The organism is Pseudomonas sp. HD6515 (assembly GCF_024971855.1).
Taxonomy (GTDB): Bacteria; Pseudomonadota; Gammaproteobacteria; order Pseudomonadales; family Pseudomonadaceae; genus Aquipseudomonas; species Aquipseudomonas alloputida.
Genome location: NZ_CP079827.1, coordinates 15,901 through 30,740 on the forward strand (window position 1 = coordinate 15,901; position 14,840 = coordinate 30,740).

At 62.3% G+C, this 14,840-nt stretch carries 16 protein-coding genes; 6 read left to right on the top strand and 10 right to left on the bottom strand.

Annotation, left to right across the window (positions count from 1 at the left end; all coding sequences use genetic code 11):
• Positions 1-79: 79 nt before the first annotated feature.
• The 4 genes from KW568_RS00065 to glyQ are packed head-to-tail and all read right to left on the bottom strand — an operon-like array spanning position 80 to position 4,442.
• A complete protein-coding gene (locus KW568_RS00065; protein WP_010951467.1) occupies positions 80-865 on the bottom strand; it encodes a 1-acyl-sn-glycerol-3-phosphate acyltransferase in 786 nt (261 codons plus the stop codon).
• Positions 866-912: 47 nt separating this feature from the next.
• Positions 913-1,440, bottom strand: coding sequence for a D-glycero-beta-D-manno-heptose 1,7-bisphosphate 7-phosphatase (gmhB, locus tag KW568_RS00070; protein WP_003253129.1), 528 nt, complete (start codon positions 1,438-1,440; stop codon positions 913-915).
• Positions 1,441-1,443: 3 nt separating this feature from the next.
• Positions 1,444-3,498: a glycine--tRNA ligase subunit beta gene (glyS, locus tag KW568_RS00075; protein WP_004575173.1), complete on the bottom strand. Its 2,055-nt coding sequence runs from the start codon at positions 3,496-3,498 to the stop codon at positions 1,444-1,446.
• Positions 3,495-4,442: a glycine--tRNA ligase subunit alpha gene (glyQ, locus tag KW568_RS00080; protein ID WP_003253126.1), complete on the bottom strand. Its 948-nt coding sequence runs from the start codon at positions 4,440-4,442 to the stop codon at positions 3,495-3,497. The genes glyS and glyQ overlap by 4 nt, the downstream gene beginning before the upstream one ends.
• Before the next feature lie 83 nt (positions 4,443-4,525).
• On the opposite strand from glyQ, the gene KW568_RS00085 reads away from it, so the two are divergent.
• Together KW568_RS00085 and KW568_RS00090 are read left to right on the top strand one after the other, a co-directional pair.
• A complete protein-coding gene (locus KW568_RS00085) occupies positions 4,526-5,077 on the top strand; it encodes a DNA-3-methyladenine glycosylase I (RefSeq protein ID WP_003253123.1) in 552 nt (183 codons plus the stop codon).
• A 41-nt stretch (positions 5,078-5,118) separates the two neighbouring features.
• On the top strand, positions 5,119-6,006 hold the full coding sequence (locus KW568_RS00090) for a lysophospholipid acyltransferase (RefSeq protein ID WP_003253121.1): 888 nt from the start codon (positions 5,119-5,121) through the stop codon (positions 6,004-6,006).
• A gap of 97 nt (positions 6,007-6,103) precedes the next feature.
• Here KW568_RS00090 and KW568_RS00095 read toward each other — a convergent pair whose 3' ends face one another.
• The 5 genes from KW568_RS00095 to def are packed head-to-tail and all read right to left on the bottom strand — an operon-like array spanning position 6,104 to position 10,633.
• Entirely contained in the window at positions 6,104-6,418 is a 315-nt protein-coding gene (locus KW568_RS00095) for a tetratricopeptide repeat protein (RefSeq protein ID WP_003253119.1), read from the bottom strand.
• A gap of 11 nt (positions 6,419-6,429) precedes the next feature.
• A complete protein-coding gene (gene trkA / locus KW568_RS00100) occupies positions 6,430-7,803 on the bottom strand; it encodes a Trk system potassium transporter TrkA (protein WP_003253117.1) in 1,374 nt (457 codons plus the stop codon).
• A gap of 23 nt (positions 7,804-7,826) precedes the next feature.
• A complete protein-coding gene (gene rsmB, locus KW568_RS00105) occupies positions 7,827-9,137 on the bottom strand; it encodes a 16S rRNA (cytosine(967)-C(5))-methyltransferase RsmB (protein WP_004575172.1) in 1,311 nt (436 codons plus the stop codon).
• Positions 9,134-10,066, bottom strand: a complete 933-nt coding sequence (fmt, locus tag KW568_RS00110) for a methionyl-tRNA formyltransferase (protein ID WP_003253113.1) — start codon at positions 10,064-10,066, stop codon at positions 9,134-9,136. Before fmt ends, rsmB begins: the two co-directional genes overlap by 4 nt.
• A 60-nt stretch (positions 10,067-10,126) precedes the next feature.
• The gene (gene def, locus KW568_RS00115; protein WP_003253111.1) at positions 10,127-10,633 is read right to left on the bottom strand and encodes a peptide deformylase; all 507 of its coding nucleotides are present in this window, start codon (positions 10,631-10,633) and stop codon (positions 10,127-10,129) included.
• 206 nt (positions 10,634-10,839) lie between these two features.
• Between def and dprA the strand changes: the two genes are divergently transcribed.
• From dprA to KW568_RS00135, 4 genes are all read left to right on the top strand, one after another.
• Positions 10,840-11,937, top strand: a complete 1,098-nt coding sequence (dprA, locus tag KW568_RS00120) for a DNA-processing protein DprA (protein ID WP_004575171.1) — start codon at positions 10,840-10,842, stop codon at positions 11,935-11,937.
• 42 nt (positions 11,938-11,979) lie between these two features.
• The gene (locus KW568_RS00125; protein ID WP_003253107.1) at positions 11,980-12,537 is read left to right on the top strand and encodes an L-threonylcarbamoyladenylate synthase; all 558 of its coding nucleotides are present in this window, start codon (positions 11,980-11,982) and stop codon (positions 12,535-12,537) included.
• Positions 12,538-12,670: 133 nt separating this feature from the next.
• On the top strand, positions 12,671-12,871 hold the full coding sequence (locus tag KW568_RS00130) for a hypothetical protein (RefSeq protein ID WP_003253106.1): 201 nt from the start codon (positions 12,671-12,673) through the stop codon (positions 12,869-12,871).
• A 429-nt stretch (positions 12,872-13,300) separates the two neighbouring features.
• The gene (locus KW568_RS00135; protein ID WP_004575170.1) at positions 13,301-13,615 is read left to right on the top strand and encodes a hypothetical protein; all 315 of its coding nucleotides are present in this window, start codon (positions 13,301-13,303) and stop codon (positions 13,613-13,615) included.
• A gap of 127 nt (positions 13,616-13,742) precedes the next feature.
• Here KW568_RS00135 and KW568_RS00140 read toward each other — a convergent pair whose 3' ends face one another.
• Positions 13,743-14,720, bottom strand: a complete 978-nt coding sequence (locus tag KW568_RS00140) for an NADPH:quinone reductase (protein ID WP_004574918.1) — start codon at positions 14,718-14,720, stop codon at positions 13,743-13,745.
• Positions 14,721-14,840: the final 120 nt, after the last annotated feature.

Sequence of the window (14,840 nt, forward strand, 5' to 3'; positions counted from 1 at the left end):
AATAACTAGAAAATTCATACACTTAGGTATCAATTAAAGCATTTAATCCAAAAACTGCACACAAGTTATCCACAGAAGGTCAAGCCATCTGCTCCTGAGGTTTTTCCGCAGCTGGCGGCAGCGATCCCATGGCCCGCTGGGTCGCTTCGTTCCAAGCTGCAGCGCGGTCGTTGAGTTCGGCAATGGCACGTGGCCCCGTGCCGTTGGCGTACATCGGCTCACCAATTACCACTTCGATTGTACCGGCACGCTTGCCCCAACCGGTCTTGGGCCAGAACTTCCCAGCGTTGTGGGCAATCGGCAGCACCGGCAGCCCGGCATTCACGGCCAGGGCGGTACCGCCGCGCGAGAACTTGCCGATGGTGCCGAACGGTACACGGGTGCCTTCTGGGAAAATCAGCACCCACGTCTTCTGCTTGAGCAGTTCGTCACCCTTGCTCGCCACCTGGCGCAACGCTTCCTTGGGGTTGTCGCGGTTGATCGCGATGGGCCGCAGCATGGCCATGGCCCAGCCGAAGAACGGTACATACAGCAGCTCGCGCTTGAGCACCTGGCTAAGCGGCGAGAAGTACTGGGACAGGAAGAAGGTTTCCCAGGTGCTCTGGTGATTGGACAGAATCACGCAAGGCTCAGCTGGCACGTTCTCGGCGCCAGTGATCTTGTAGTCGATGCCCAGGATGGTGCGCACCAGAAACAGCGCGCAGCGGCACCAGTACACGTTGATGAACTTGTAGCGCTTGGGGAACGACAGGAACGGCGCGACGAAGAAGCTCAGCGAGCACCACAGCAGCGAACTGGTGCCCAGCAGCAGGTAAAAAAGAAAGATTCTGATCGCCTGCAGGATCGACATAGTGGCTTGTACCATTGCGGGGCATGCCCGCCTGAAGAAAAATGCGCCAGAAGGCGCACTGTTTAAATTAGTTCTCTGGCGATAGCTGCCAGATCGTCGAAAATCAGTGTAGTTTCCGGGACGCCTTTTTCCAGGGTCCGCTCGCCCTTGCCGGTCTTCACCAGCACGGGTTGTGCACCGACGGCCAGGGCGGCCTCCAGGTCACCTTTGCTGTCGCCGACGAACCAGACGCCTTCAAGGCCGATCTGGTAATGCTCGGCGATCGCCCGCAGCATGCCGGGCTTGGGCTTGCGGCAATCGCACCCTTCGTCCGGCCCATGCGGGCAATACACGATGTGGCCCACCTCGCCGCCCTGCTCGGCCACCAGCGCGCGCAGGCGCGCGTGCATGGCCTCAAGGGTTGCCAGCGGGTAGTAGCCACGGGCAATGCCGGACTGGTTGGTGGCCACGGCCACCGTCCAGCCCGCCTTGCTCAACTGCGCGATCGCATCGACCGAACCGGGGATCGGCACCCATTCTTCCAGCGTCTTGATGTACGCATCGGAGTCGTAGTTGATCACCCCGTCACGGTCGAGAATCAGCAGTTTCAAGGCTTACCCCAGCAGCGAAATGTCAGCCACGCCCAGGAACAGGCCGCGCAGACGGCTGAGCAGGGCATAACGGTTGGCACGTACCTTGGCGTCTTCGGCGTTGACCATGACCGCCTCGAAGAAGGCATCGACCGGGTCACGCAGGGCCGCCAGGCGGGCCAGCGACTCGCTGTACTGACGTGCCGCAGCCATCGGTTGCACGGCCTGGTCGGCCTGCTGGATGGCCGAGTACAGGGAGAACTCGTTGGCATTGTCGAAGTACTTCGGCTCGACCTGCTCGGCGATGGCACCTTCGGCCTTGCTCAGCAGGTTCGACACGCGCTTGTTCACCGCAGCCAGGGCCTCGGCTTCCGGCAGTTTGCGGAACGCCTGCACGGCTTGTACGCGCTGGTCGAAGTCCAGGGCGGAGCCTGGCTGCAGTGCGCGTACCGACAGGTACGTGGCCACGTCGATGCCTTCGTCTTCGTAACGCGCGCGCAGGCGGTCGAAAATGAACTCCAGTACTTGCTCGGCCAGGCCGGGGGCCTTGACCTTGGCGCCGAACTGCTTGACCGCAAACTCGACTGCACCGGTCAGGTCCAGGTCCAGTTGCTTCTCGATCAGGATACGCAGCACGCCCAGAGCCGCACGGCGCAAGGCGTACGGGTCCTTGCTGCCGGTAGGCAGCATGCCGATGCCGAAGATACCCACCAGGGTGTCGAGCTTGTCGGCGATGGCCACGGCAGCACCGGTGAGGGTCTGCGGCAGCTCGGCGCCTGCACCGCGCGGCATGTACTGCTCGTTCAGGGCCAGGGCTACGTCTTCCGGCTCACCGTCGTTGAGCGCGTAGTAGTAACCGGCAACACCCTGCATTTCAGGGAATTCGCCGACCATCTCGGTGGCCAGGTCGCACTTCGACAGCAGGCCGGCACGGCCAGCGCGCTGGGCGTCGCCGCCGATCAGCGGAGCAATGAAGGCGGCCAGCCTGGAAACACGTTCGGCCTTGTCGTACACGGTGCCGAGCTGAGCCTGGAACACCACGTTCTTGAGGCGCTCGTTGAAGGTTTCCAGTGGCTGCTTCTTGTCCTGCTTGAAGAAGAACTCGGCGTCGGTCAGGCGCGGGCGCACGACTTTTTCGTTGCCTTGCACGATCTGCTTCGGGTCGCGGCTTTCGACGTTGGCCACGGTAATGAAGCGCGGCAGCAGCTTGCCTTCGCTGTCCAGCAGGCAGAAGTACTTCTGGTTGTCCTGCATGGTGGTGATCAGGGCTTCTTGCGGCACCTCAAGGAAACGCTCTTCGAACGAGCACACCAGCGGCACTGGCCATTCGACCAGAGCAGTCACTTCGTCCAGCAGCGCCGGCGGCACGATGGCCGTGCCTTCCTGCTGCATGGCAAGCTCAGCGGTACGCTTGCTGATCAGCTCGCGGCGTTCGGCGAAGTCGGCCAGCACGTGAGCTTTACGCAGGTCTTCGACATAGTTGGCCGGGGTAGTGATGACCACGGTTTCCGGATGATGGAAGCGGTGGCCACGGGATTCACGGCCGGCCTTCTGCGACAGAATGGTGCAGTCGACCACCTGGTCGCCCAGCAGCATTACCAGCCATTGGGTCGGGCGCACGAACTCTTCACGGCTGGCCGCCCAGCGCATGCGCTTGGGGATCGGCAGGTCGTTCAGCGAATCTTCGACGATGGTCGGCAGCAGGTCAGTGGTGGCCTTGCCCGGGATGTGCTGGGAGAAGCGCAGCTTGGGGCCGCTCTGGTCGATTTCGGCCAGTTCCACACCGCACTTCTTGGCGAAGCCCAGCGCAGCCTGGGTCGGCTCGCCTTCGGCGTTGAAGGCAGCCTGCAGGGGCGGGCCGTCGATGTTGATGCTGCGGTCAGGCTGCTGCACGTCCAGCTGGCGAATCAGCACGGCCAGACGACGCGGCGCGGCGTACACCTGCTTGCCGGCGTAGTTCAGGCCAGCAGCCTGCAGGCCTTTTTCGATACCGGCCAGGAAGGCGTCGCCGAGGCTGGCGAGGGCCTTGGGTGGCAGCTCTTCGGTGCCCAGTTCTACCAGAAAATCTTGAGCACTCATTGTGCAGCCTCCAGCTTAGCCAACACTTCGTCACGCAGTTCAGGGGTGGCCATCGGGAAGCCCAGGCGTGCGCGGGCTTGCAGATAGCTTTGCGCCACGTCCCGGGCCAGGGTACGTACACGCAGGATGTAACGCTGGCGCTCGGTTACCGAGATGGCGCGGCGGGCGTCCAGCAGGTTGAAGGTATGCGATGCCTTCAGGACCATTTCATAGGTCGGCAGCGGCAGCTCCAGCTTGATCAGGCGGTTGGCTTCGCTTTCGTAGAAATCGAACAGCTCGAACAGTTTGTCGACGTTTGCATGTTCAAAGTTGTAGGTCGACTGCTCCACCTCGTTCTGGTGGAACACGTCGCCATAGGTGACCTTGCCGAACGGGCCGTCGGCCCACACCAGGTCGTACACCGAATCGACGCCCTGGATGTACATGGCCAGGCGCTCCAGGCCGTAGGTGATTTCACCGGTGACCGGGTAGCACTCGATGCCGCCAACCTGCTGGAAGTAGGTGAACTGGGTCACTTCCATGCCGTTGAGCCAGATTTCCCAGCCCAGACCCCAGGCGCCGAGTGTCGGCGATTCCCAGTTGTCTTCGACGAAACGAATGTCGTGCACCAACGGATCCAGGCCGATGGCTTTCAGCGAGCCGAGGTACAGCTCCTGGAAGTTGGCCGGGTTCGGTTTGAGCACCACCTGGAACTGGTAGTAGTGCTGCAGGCGGTTGGGGTTTTCGCCATACCGCCCGTCGGCAGGACGACGGCTCGGCTGCACATAGGCGGCGTTCCAGGTTTCTGGACCCACGGCGCGCAGGAATGTAGCGGTGTGGAAAGTGCCGGCGCCTACTTCCATATCGTAGGGCTGAAGTACCACACAACCTTGAGCTGCCCAGTAGTTCTGCAGGGCGAGGATCAGGTCTTGGAAGGTACGCACGGCTGGCGTAGGCTGGCTCACGAAATTCACCTGTATCTGGGGATGCGGATGTAAAGAGCGGGAGTATAACCTGATTCGCCTCGCCCTCTACTCATTGGAGCCTTATGCCACGCTGCTTTTGGTGTACCGACGATCCGTTGTACCAGGCCTACCACGACCAGGAATGGGGGATGCCACAGCGCGACCCGGCGTTGCTCTTCGAGATGCTTTTGCTCGAAGGGTTCCAGGCAGGGCTTTCATGGATTACCGTTTTGCGCAAACGCGAGCGTTATCGCCAGGTGATGTACGGCTTCGACCCCGTAAAGCTGGCGGCCATGGGCGACGAACGCATCGAAGAATTGATGCAGGATGCAGGCATCATCCGCAATCGCCTCAAGCTCAAGGCTGCGCGGCGCAACGCCCAGGCCTGGCTGGCTGTGGATAACCCCGCCGAATGGCTGTGGTCGTTCGTCGGCGGCTCGCCAAAGATCAACCACTTCAAGGCGCGCGGCGACGTGCCAGCTGTTACCGATGAAGCCAAGGCAATGAGCAAGGCCTTGCAGAAAGCTGGCTTCACGTTCGTCGGTCCGACCATCTGCTACGCCTTCATGCAGGCCACCGGCATGGTCATGGACCACACCACCGACTGCGATCGCTACGCCGCCTTGTTGCGCTGAGGGGTTACAATGCGCGCCTTGCTGAAATAAGGAATTCGCCTGTGGAAAAGTTCAAGGGCGCCCTGATGGTCGGGGTGCTGCGCCTGTTTGCCAAGCTGCCCTGGGGCGCTGTGCAGCGTGTCGGCGCCGGTATTGGCTGGCTGATGTGGAAAATCCCCAACAGTTCGCGCAACGTGGTACGGATCAACCTGGCCAAGTGCTTCCCGGAGATGGACCCGGTTGCCCGTGAGCAACTGGTGGGCCAGGCGCTGCGGGATATCGGTAAATCCTTTGTCGAAAGTGCCTGTGCCTGGATCTGGCCGCCACAACGCTCGCTGGAGCTGGTCAAGGAAGTGCATGGCCTGGAAGTGCTGGAGCAGGCTTTGGCCTCAGGTAAAGGGGTGGTCGGCATCACCAGCCACCTGGGCAACTGGGAAGTGTTGAACCACTTCTACTGCAACCAGTGCAAACCGATCATCTTCTACCGCCCGCCGAAGCTGAAGGCGGTGGATGATCTGCTGCGCGAGCAGCGCGTGCAGATGGGCAATCGCGTGGCACCGTCGACCAAGGAAGGCATCCTCAGCGTGATCAAGGAAGTGCGCCGTGGTGGCCAGGTGGGTATTCCTGCCGACCCGGAGCCGGCGGAATCGGCGGGCGTGTTCGTGCCGTTCCTCGGCACCCAGGCGCTGACCAGCAAGTTCGTGCCGAACATGCTGGCCGGTGGCAAGGCGGTAGGTGTGTTCCTGCATGCGCTGCGGTTGCCGGATGGCTCGGGCTTCAAGGTGTTCCTGGAGGCGGCGCCAGAGGAGATGTACAGCACCGACGTGAATGTGTCGGCGGCGGCGATGAGCAAGGTGGTCGAGCGCTATGTACGCGAGTACCCCAGCCAGTACATGTGGAGCATGAAGCGCTTCAAGAAGCGCCCGGCTGGCGAGCCGCGCTGGTATTAAGCCATTCACCGTCCTCTGTAGGAACGGGTTTACCCGCGAATGCGATGTTGGATTCACCGACGCATTCGCGGGTAAACCCGCTCCTACAGGGGCCGCGTCAACCCGCTGCTCTGTTGAGCTTCTTCAGGAATACGGTCATTTCTTTTTCGGCCTGCTTGTCACCATGGGCCTGCGCCGCCACGATCCCGTCTTCCCACGCCTTGCGCGCCGCCGCCAGGTCGCCCTGCAACTGATAGGCCTTGCCCAGCAGCTTCCACGCTGCCGAGTATTTCGGATCCTGCTCTACACAGCGCGCCAGGTGCACCGCTGCTTCAGCGCCGTTGCCTTCATCCAGCCAGGCCTTGCCCAGGCCAAACCTCAGCAGCGGGTTATCCACACCTTTGGCCAGCATCTTCTCCAGCGATTCGCGCATGCCCTCTTCTCCTAGAAGAAACTCAAGCCGACGTGGAACAGCTTCTCCACATCACGAATGTGCTTTTTATCCACAACGAACAGGATCACATGGTCACCCGATTCGATCACGGTGTCGTCGTGGGCAATCATCACCTCTTCGTCACGGATGATCGCGCCGATGGTGGTTCCCGGTGGCAGGGCAATGTTCTCGATCGCCTTGCCGACCACCTTGCTCGACTTCGAATCGCCATGTGCCACCGCCTCGATCGCTTCGGCCGCACCGCGGCGCAGCGAGTGCACGCTGACAATGTCGCCCCGGCGCACGTGCGCCAGCAGGGTACCGATGGTGGCCAGCTGCGGGCTGATGGCAATGTCGATATCACCGCCCTGCACCAGGTCGACATAAGCCGGGTTGTTGATGATGGTCATCACCTTGCCTGCGCCCAGGCGCTTGGCCAGCAGCGACGACATGATGTTGGCTTCGTCATCGTTGGTCAGGGCCAGGAAAATATCGGCGTCGGCGATGTTCTCTTCGAGCATCAGGTCTTTGTCCGAAGCGCTGCCCTGCAGCACCACAGTGCTTTCGAGGGTATCGGAGAGGTGCCGACAACGCGCCGGGCTCATCTCGATGATCTTCACCTGATATCGGCTTTCGATGGCTTCCGCCAGGCGCTCGCCGATCTGCCCGCCGCCCGCGATGACAATGCGTTTATTGGTCTCGTCGATGCGGCGCAGTTCGCCCATCACCGCACGGATATCCTTTTTCGCGGCAATGAAGAACACCTCGTCGTCGGCTTCGATCACCGTGTCGCCACGCGGGGTGATCGGCCGGTCGCGACGGAAGATGGCTGCCACGCGGGTGTCGACGTTGGGCATATGCGCACGGATCTGGCGCAATTGCTGGCCGACCAGCGGGCCGCCATAGTAGGCCTTCACTGCCACGAGCTGGGCCTTGCCCTCGGCGAAGTCGATCACCTGCAGCGAGCCTGGGTGTTCGATCAGGCGCTTGATGTAATTGGTCACCACCTGCTCGGGGCTGATCAGAACGTCGACCGGGATATGGTCGTTGTCGAACAGCTCTTCGCGGGTCAGGTAGGACGATTCGCGCACCCGTGCAATCTTGGTCGGAGTATGGAACAGCGAATAGGCCACCTGGCAGGCAACCATGTTGGTCTCGTCACTGTTGGTTACCGCCACCAGCATGTCGGCGTCGTCGGCACCGGCCTGGCGCAGCACTGTCGGCAGTGAGCCGCGGCCCTGGACGGTGCGGATGTCCAGGCGGTCGCCGAGGTCGCGCAGGCGGTCGCCGTCGGTGTCGACCACGGTAATGTCGTTGGCTTCGCTGGCCAGGTGTTCAGCCAGCGTACCGCCTACCTGCCCTGCGCCGAGGATGATGATCTTCATGCGCTACTCCCTATCCTTTGTTCTTATCCGCGCGAGGCGGCGATCTTGATCAGCTTGGCATAGTAGAAACCGTCGTGGCCGCCTTCCTGGGCCAGCAGCTGACGGCCGTGGGGCTGGCGCAGGCCGGCTTCGGTCGCCAGGTCCAGCTCACGGGCGCCCGGGGTGCGGGCGAGGAAGGCTTTGATCACTTCAGTGTTTTCGGTCGGCAAGCTGGAGCAGGTGGCGTATAGCAGCATGCCGCCCACTTCCAAGGTCGGCCACAGGGCATCGAGCAGCTCGCCTTGCAGCGTGGCCAAAGCCGGGATGTCGTCGGCTTGGCGGGTCAGCTTGATGTCCGGGTGGCGGCGAATCACGCCGGTGGCCGAGCACGGCGCGTCGAGCAGAATGCGCTGGAATGGCTTGCCGTCCCACCAGCTGGCAGTGTCGCGGGCATCGCAGGCGATCAGCTCGGCGTCCAGCTGCAGGCGGTCGAGGTTTTCTCGCACGCGGGTCAGCCGCTTGGCTTCGAGATCGATGGCCACCATGTGCGCCAGGCCAGCCTCGGCCTCCAGCAGGTGGCAGGTTTTGCCGCCCGGTGCGCAGCAAGCATCGAGCACGCGTTGACCGGGGGCCAGTTCCAGCAGGTCGGCAGATAGCTGCGCAGCTTCGTCCTGGACGCTCACCCAGCCTTCGGCGAAGCCTGGCAGGCCGCGCACGTCGAAGGCTTCGGCCAGCACGATGCCATCCCGGCTGTACTGGCATGCGCTGGCGCCGATGCCGGCTTCGGCCAGCAGTGCCAGGTAGGCATCGCGGCTATGGTGACGGCGATTGACCCGCAGAATCATCGGTGGGTGGGCATTGTTGGCGGCGCAGATGGCTTCCCACTGCTCTGGCCAGAAAGCTTTCAGCGCTTTTTGCAGCCAGCGCGGGTGCGCGGTACGCACCACCGGGTCGCGCTCCATGCCGGCGAGCAGCTCCTCGCCTTCGCGCTGTGCACGGCGCAGTACGGCATTGAGCAGGCCCTTGGCCCACGGCTTCTTCAGTTTGTCGGCACAGCCCACGGTCTCGCCGATGGCGGCATGGGCCGGAATGCGCGTGTAGAACAGCTGGTACAGGCCGACCAGCAGCAGCGCCTGAACATCGGCATCGGCTGCTTTGAAGGGTTTTTGCAGCAGCTGTGCGGCCAGCAGGTCGAGGCGTGGCTGCCAGCGTGCGGTGCCGAACGCCAGGTCTTGGGTCAGGCCGCGGTCGCGTTCATCTACCTTGTCCAGTTGCGCCGGCAGCGAGCTGTTCAGCGAAGCCTTGCCGCTGAGCACAGCAGCAAGCGCACGGGCGGCGGCGAGGCGTGGGTTCATTGGCCCAGCACCTTGCCGGCGGCGAACTTCTCGCGGCGGCTGTTGAACAGGTCACTGAAGCTCAATGCCTTGCCGCCAGGCAGTTGCAGGCGGGTCAGGCTCAGGGCTTGGTCACCGCACGCAACTACGAGGCCGTCCTTGCTGGCGGAAAGTATCTCGCCCGGGGCGCCTTGGCCTGTGGACAGGTTGGCGGCCAGCACCTTGACGCTTTCACCGTCCAGCATGCTGTGGCACACCGGCCATGGGTTGAAGGCGCGGATCAGGCGTTCCAGCTCGACGGCCGGGCGGGTCCAGTCGATACGCGCTTCGTCCTTGTTCAGTTTGTGCGCGTAGGTGGCCAGCGCATCGTCCTGTATTTCGCCTTGCAGCGAACCGTCAGCCAGGCCGGCGATGGCCTGAACGACTGCGGGCGGGCCCATTTCGGCCAGGCGATCGTGCAAGGTGCCGCCGGTGTCCTCGGCGCTGATCGGGGTGACGACCTTGAGCAGCATCGGGCCGGTGTCCAGGCCGGCCTCCATGCGCATCACGGTCACGCCGCTTTCGGCGTCGCCGGCTTCCACGGCACGCTGGATCGGCGCGGCACCGCGCCAGCGTGGCAGCAGGGAAGCGTGGCTGTTGATGCAACCCAGGCGCGGGATATCCAGCACCACCTGCGGCAGGATCAGGCCGTAGGCGACCACTACCATCAGGTCTGGTTTGAGTGCGGCCAGTTCGGCCTGCGCATCGGCATTGCGCAGGGTCTGCGGCTGGAACACCGGGATGTCATGGGCCACGGCCAGTGCCTTGACCGCACTTGGCATCAGCTTTTGGCCACGGCCGGCCGGGCGGTCGGGCTGGGTGTAGACGGCCACGATCTCGTAGGGGCTGTCGAGCAGGGCCTTGAGGTGTTCGGCGGCAAACTCTGGAGTGCCTGCAAAGACGATGCGCATGGAGTTCTCGCTTCAAAAAAGAAAAAGGCTTGCCGGAGCAAGCCTTCAGGAAGGTGGGGATCAGGCTTGCTGGCGATGCTGCTTTTCCAGCTTCTTCTTGATCCGGTCGCGCTTGAGCTGCGACAGGTAGTCGACGAACAGCTTGCCGTTGAGGTGATCGAATTCGTGCTGTACGCACACCGCCAGCAGGCCTTCGCATTCCAGTTCGAACGGCTTGCCGTCGCGGTCCTGGGCCTTGACCCGGACACGCAGCGGACGGTCGACGTTCTCGTAGAAGCCCGGTACCGACAGGCAGCCCTCCTGGTACTGGCCCATGTCATGGGTCAGCTCTTCGACCGACGGGTTGATGAAGACGCGCGGTTCGCTGCGGTCTTCGCTGAGGTCCATGACCACAACCTGCTTGTGCACGTTCACCTGGGTAGCGGCCAGGCCGATGCCAGGGGCTTCGTACATGGTTTCAAACATGTCGTCGATCAGCTGACGCAGGGCGTCGTCGAACTCCGTCACCGGTTTGGCGAGGGTGCGCAGGCGCGGGTCCGGGAATTCGAGAATGTTCAAGATGGCCATAAGGTCAGGCAGTCACTGTGCGTTCGGTTGAAAACTGAGCACACATAATAAAGGGAAACGGGGATTTCGGCACCTGGCAAGCTCGTCTAGGGTGACTATGGGCTTGATAGCCCCCAATCAATGGACAGCTTTTCAAAGTGTTACTCACAGAGTTATCCACAGGTTGTGCCACGTAGATGGCCCTGTTTCGATCAAGGACGATCCCCATGCCCAGTTACCATTCGTCGCTCTGCCCGCCTGCTGAACTGGAGGCCCGATTACGCCTGCATCGCTTGCCCGAGACAGGATTGCGACGTTTTCGCACCTTGCTGGATGCGTTCGGCAGCGCCTCTAGTGCGCTTAGCGCTCCCGGTTCGGCCTGGCGAGCGTTGGGCATCCCCCAGGCTACCATCGATGCCCGGCGCAGTGCCGAGGTACGCGAGGGCGCGCTCGCCGCAATGGCCTGGTTAGAGCGCTCTGGCCAGCATTTGCTGATGTGGGACGGCCCAGACTACCCAGCCTTGCTGGCAGAAATCGACGATGCCCCGCCGCTGCTTTTTGTCGCTGGCGAACCTGCCTTGCTCGATCGTCCTCAGCTGGCGATCGTGGGCAGCAGACGTGCCACACCCCCGGCGCTCGACACCGCCCGGGCATTTTCCCGCTACCTCGCGCAGGCTGGTTTCACCATTACCAGCGGGCTGGCGGTAGGTGTCGACGGTGCCGCTCATCGGGCCGCGTTGCAGGCTGGCGGCGGCACGATTGCCGTGCTCGGTACGGGGTTGCAAAAACTTTATCCACAGCGCCATCGGGACCTTGCGCAGGCGATGATCGAAAACGGCAGCGCGCTGGTTTCCGAGTATCCCCTGGATGCCGGGCCGCTGCCTGGCAACTTCCCACGGCGCAACCGCATCATCAGTGGCCTGTCGCTAGGTGTACTGGTGGTTGAGGCGAGCCTCGCCAGCGGCTCGCTGATCACGGCGCGCCTGGCCGCAGAGCAAGGCCGTGAGGTGTACGCCATTCCGGGCTCCATTCATCACCCGGGGGCCAAGGGCTGCCACCAGCTGATTCGTGATGGGGCGCTGCTGGTGGAAACTGTGGAGCAGATCCTGGAAAGCTTGCAGGGTTGGCAGAACCTGCCGCCTGCGGTTGTGGACAGATTCGACCACCCCCTGCTCGCCCTGCTGCATGCCGCACCCCAGACCAGTGAAAGCCTGGCCCACTGCAGCGAGCAGCCGCTGGCCGACGTGCTGGCGCAGTTGACCGAGCTGGAGCTGGAAGGCCGGGTCAGCAATGAAGCCGGGCGTTGGTTTGCCCGCGCGGGCTAAGTACACTGCGCACAAGCAAGGTATTCAGGCGGAGAAACAGCAATGGTGAGCAGTTTTCGTGTGCAACAAGCCGCACGTGAGATCCGGGCAGGCGCGGTGATTGCCTACCCGACGGAAGCGGTCTGGGGCCTGGGCTGCGACCCATGGAACGAGGACGCGGTGTATCGCCTGCTGGCGCTGAAGTCGCGTCCTGTGGATAAAGGGCTGATTCTGATCGCTGACAACATCCGTCAGTTCGACTTCCTGTTCGAGGACTTCCCCGAGGACTGGATCGACCGCATGGGCAGCACCTGGCCGGGGCCGAACACCTGGCTGGTGCCGCACCAGGACCTGTTGCCCGAGTGGGTGACCGGGCAGCATGACACGGTGGCGCTGCGGGTCAGTGATCACCCGGTGGTGCGTGAGCTGTGCGCGCTGGTGGGGCCGCTGATTTCCACCTCGTGCAACCCCGGCGGGCGCCCAGCGGCGAAGACCCGCTTGCGGGTTGAGCAGTACTTCCATGGCCAGTTGGATCTGGTGCTTGGCGGTGCGCTGGGCGGGCGGAAAAACCCGAGTGTGATTCGCGACCTGGCAACCGGCGAAGTCGTTCGCCCGGGTTGATACCAATCCACAGGCCTGGCTAGGGTCTTGGGCCCCTGTGGGAGCGGGCGCGCCCGCGAAGAATACAACTCGGTGCCTGGCACGGGCTTCGCCCGTGTTCGTGGGCATGCCCGCTCCCGAAAGTGTCACGCACATGACTGCCCTTCGCAGCACGTTTGGTCGCGATGATGGCTATGGTAACGAGGTCTTCGATGAGGCGATTTTTGAACTGACGGCCCGCAAGCCCAAGGCAGAGCTCTATTCCATCATCCCGAAAGGGGATAGAAACAAGCCAAAAAATAAAGGCCGCTTAAGCGGCCTAAATGGCGGGGATGCACTCGCCCGGATAACTTGAAACTCAACCGGCGCACCAGCACTTCCTCAAGCAGAAATGCTACGTTTCCGAATCTGTACGGTCAAGCCGGGATCTTTTTCTCGCGTGCTGTAGATGGGCCTTCTGTGGCTTTCTAGGTGATCAGGGTTTTCTGATTATTGCCAAAATGTCTGTCCAGCTGGGCACTTCGGAAATATCCTACGACCCGCGTCCTCTGCCATCACCTTCTCAGTGGGAACCTCTGCCCCTAGGCTCAAACCGTCGCCGAACAACTTGGCGATCGGGTGTGGTAACCCGGGTTCTGGGTGATCTTGGCAGTCCATGGCGGCTGTTCGCAGGAGGCTTCGTGCCTGCTGGGTTTTAGATCTCCCACCCGGTTTACCACCCTGCGTACAGCTGCCACCCATTCGTGTGGTAACGACTGGGTGGGCCATGAAGCGAGATCTAGTGATGAAGAAGATTGTTCCTGATCCACCCCTACCCTGCACCTCCACCCGCCCCTTCGGCCGCTGCGATGCCGGCCACGATCCACTCTTCACCGTCAACCCAAACATTTCTGCCGAGGACGCTCTGGTCCACGTAGCCCTGTACCTGCGCAGCGCTTACGAAACCGGCTACAAAGCTTTGGACTACATGCGTGAAGAAGGCCGTGGCATGTTCTGGTCGAACCTGCATGCGATTGAGATGGCAGAGGGTGTGATCGAGGCGATACTCGATGGCATCGAGTCGACGCCATCGCCGTCACGCCCAGGCTCCAAGGCATAGTGCTGCTATCGAGGCCGACGCAGTACCTGTGGGAGCGGGCTTGCCCGCGAACACCGGCAAAGCCGGTGCCATCCATTGCGGTGGCTTCTTCGCGGGTAAACCCGCTCCTACAGGGAATGTGTGTGGCTCAGGGGATTAGTACAGTCGATCCTACAGTCCGCCGCGCCGACAGCTCTGCCTGCGCTTTGGCCGCCTCGCTCAGTGGATACCGCTGCTGGATATCCACAACCAGCTTCCCGCTCGCAATCATCGCAAACAGGTCATCGGCCATGGCCTGGGTGTTCTCGGCATTGTTGGCATAGGTGGCCAAGGTCGGCCGGGTGACATACAGCGAGCCCTTCTGCGCCAGGATCCCCAGGTTCACCCCGCTCACCGCACCGGAAGCGTTGCCAAAGCTCACCATCAACCCGCGCGGGCGCAGGCAGTCCAGCGAGGTCAGCCAGGTGTCGGCACCCACGCCGTCATACACCACCGGGCATTTCTTGCCGTCGGTCAGCTCCAGTACGCGCTTGGCCACATCTTCATGGCTGTAGTCGATGGTGGCCCAAGCCCCCAGCGCTTTAGCCCGTTCGGCCTTCTCGGCAGAGCTCACGGTGCCGATCAGCTTGGCGCCCAGGGCCTTGGCCCACTGGCACGCCAGCGAACCCACGCCGCCAGCCGCCGCGTGGAACAGAATCACATCACCCGGTTTCACCTCATAGGTCTGCTTCAGCAGATACTGCACGGTCAAACCCTTGAGCATCACCGCCGCCGCTTGCTCGAAACTGATGTTGTCGGGCAGCTTGACCAGGTTGGCCTCCGGCAGCGTATGCACTTCGCTGTACGCCCCCAGAGGGCCGCCGGCATGGGCCACGCGGTCGCCGACCTTGAGCCGGGTCACACCCTCGCCCACCGCCTCGACCACGCCCGCAGCTTCAGTACCCAGGCCAGAAGGCAGGGACGGCGGCGCATACAGCCCGCTGCGGAAGTAGGTATCGATGAAGTTCAAGCCGATTGCATGGTTACGCACACGCACCTGCTGTGGGCCGAGCGGGGTCGGGGCGAATTCCACCAGCTGCAATACTTCCGGGCCGCCATGCTGAGTGAACTGGATACGCTTTGCCATCACACGCTCCTTTAGTTGGATCGAAATCTGTAGATACTAAATAGTAGCCCCTTAACACAGCTGCTTGGTTGTAGTCAACTGAGTTTTCTGTCAGTTGTTATAAGAAAAATGAAGGTTCAA

Excerpts from the sequence above, each read along its gene's own strand:
- KW568_RS00065 (WP_010951467.1), bottom strand. The coding sequence starts at position 865 with ATGGTACAAGCCACTATGTCGATCCTGCAGGCGATCAGAATCTTTCTT.
- glyS (WP_004575173.1), bottom strand. The coding sequence starts at position 3,498 with ATGAGTGCTCAAGATTTTCTGGTAGAACTGGGCACCGAAGAGCTGCCA.
- KW568_RS00085 (WP_003253123.1), top strand. The coding sequence starts at position 4,526 with ATGCCACGCTGCTTTTGGTGTACCGACGATCCGTTGTACCAGGCCTAC.
- KW568_RS00095 (WP_003253119.1), bottom strand. The coding sequence starts at position 6,418 with ATGCGCGAATCGCTGGAGAAGATGCTGGCCAAAGGTGTGGATAACCCG.
- trkA (WP_003253117.1), bottom strand. The coding sequence starts at position 7,803 with ATGAAGATCATCATCCTCGGCGCAGGGCAGGTAGGCGGTACGCTGGCT.
- rsmB (WP_004575172.1), bottom strand. The coding sequence starts at position 9,137 with ATGAACCCACGCCTCGCCGCCGCCCGTGCGCTTGCTGCTGTGCTCAGC.
- fmt (WP_003253113.1), bottom strand. The coding sequence starts at position 10,066 with ATGCGCATCGTCTTTGCAGGCACTCCAGAGTTTGCCGCCGAACACCTC.
- def (WP_003253111.1), bottom strand. The coding sequence starts at position 10,633 with ATGGCCATCTTGAACATTCTCGAATTCCCGGACCCGCGCCTGCGCACC.
- dprA (WP_004575171.1), top strand. The coding sequence starts at position 10,840 with ATGCCCAGTTACCATTCGTCGCTCTGCCCGCCTGCTGAACTGGAGGCC.
- KW568_RS00125 (WP_003253107.1), top strand. The coding sequence starts at position 11,980 with ATGGTGAGCAGTTTTCGTGTGCAACAAGCCGCACGTGAGATCCGGGCA.
- KW568_RS00130 (WP_003253106.1), top strand. The coding sequence starts at position 12,671 with ATGACTGCCCTTCGCAGCACGTTTGGTCGCGATGATGGCTATGGTAAC.
- KW568_RS00135 (WP_004575170.1), top strand. The coding sequence starts at position 13,301 with ATGAAGAAGATTGTTCCTGATCCACCCCTACCCTGCACCTCCACCCGC.
- KW568_RS00140 (WP_004574918.1), bottom strand. The coding sequence starts at position 14,720 with ATGGCAAAGCGTATCCAGTTCACTCAGCATGGCGGCCCGGAAGTATTG.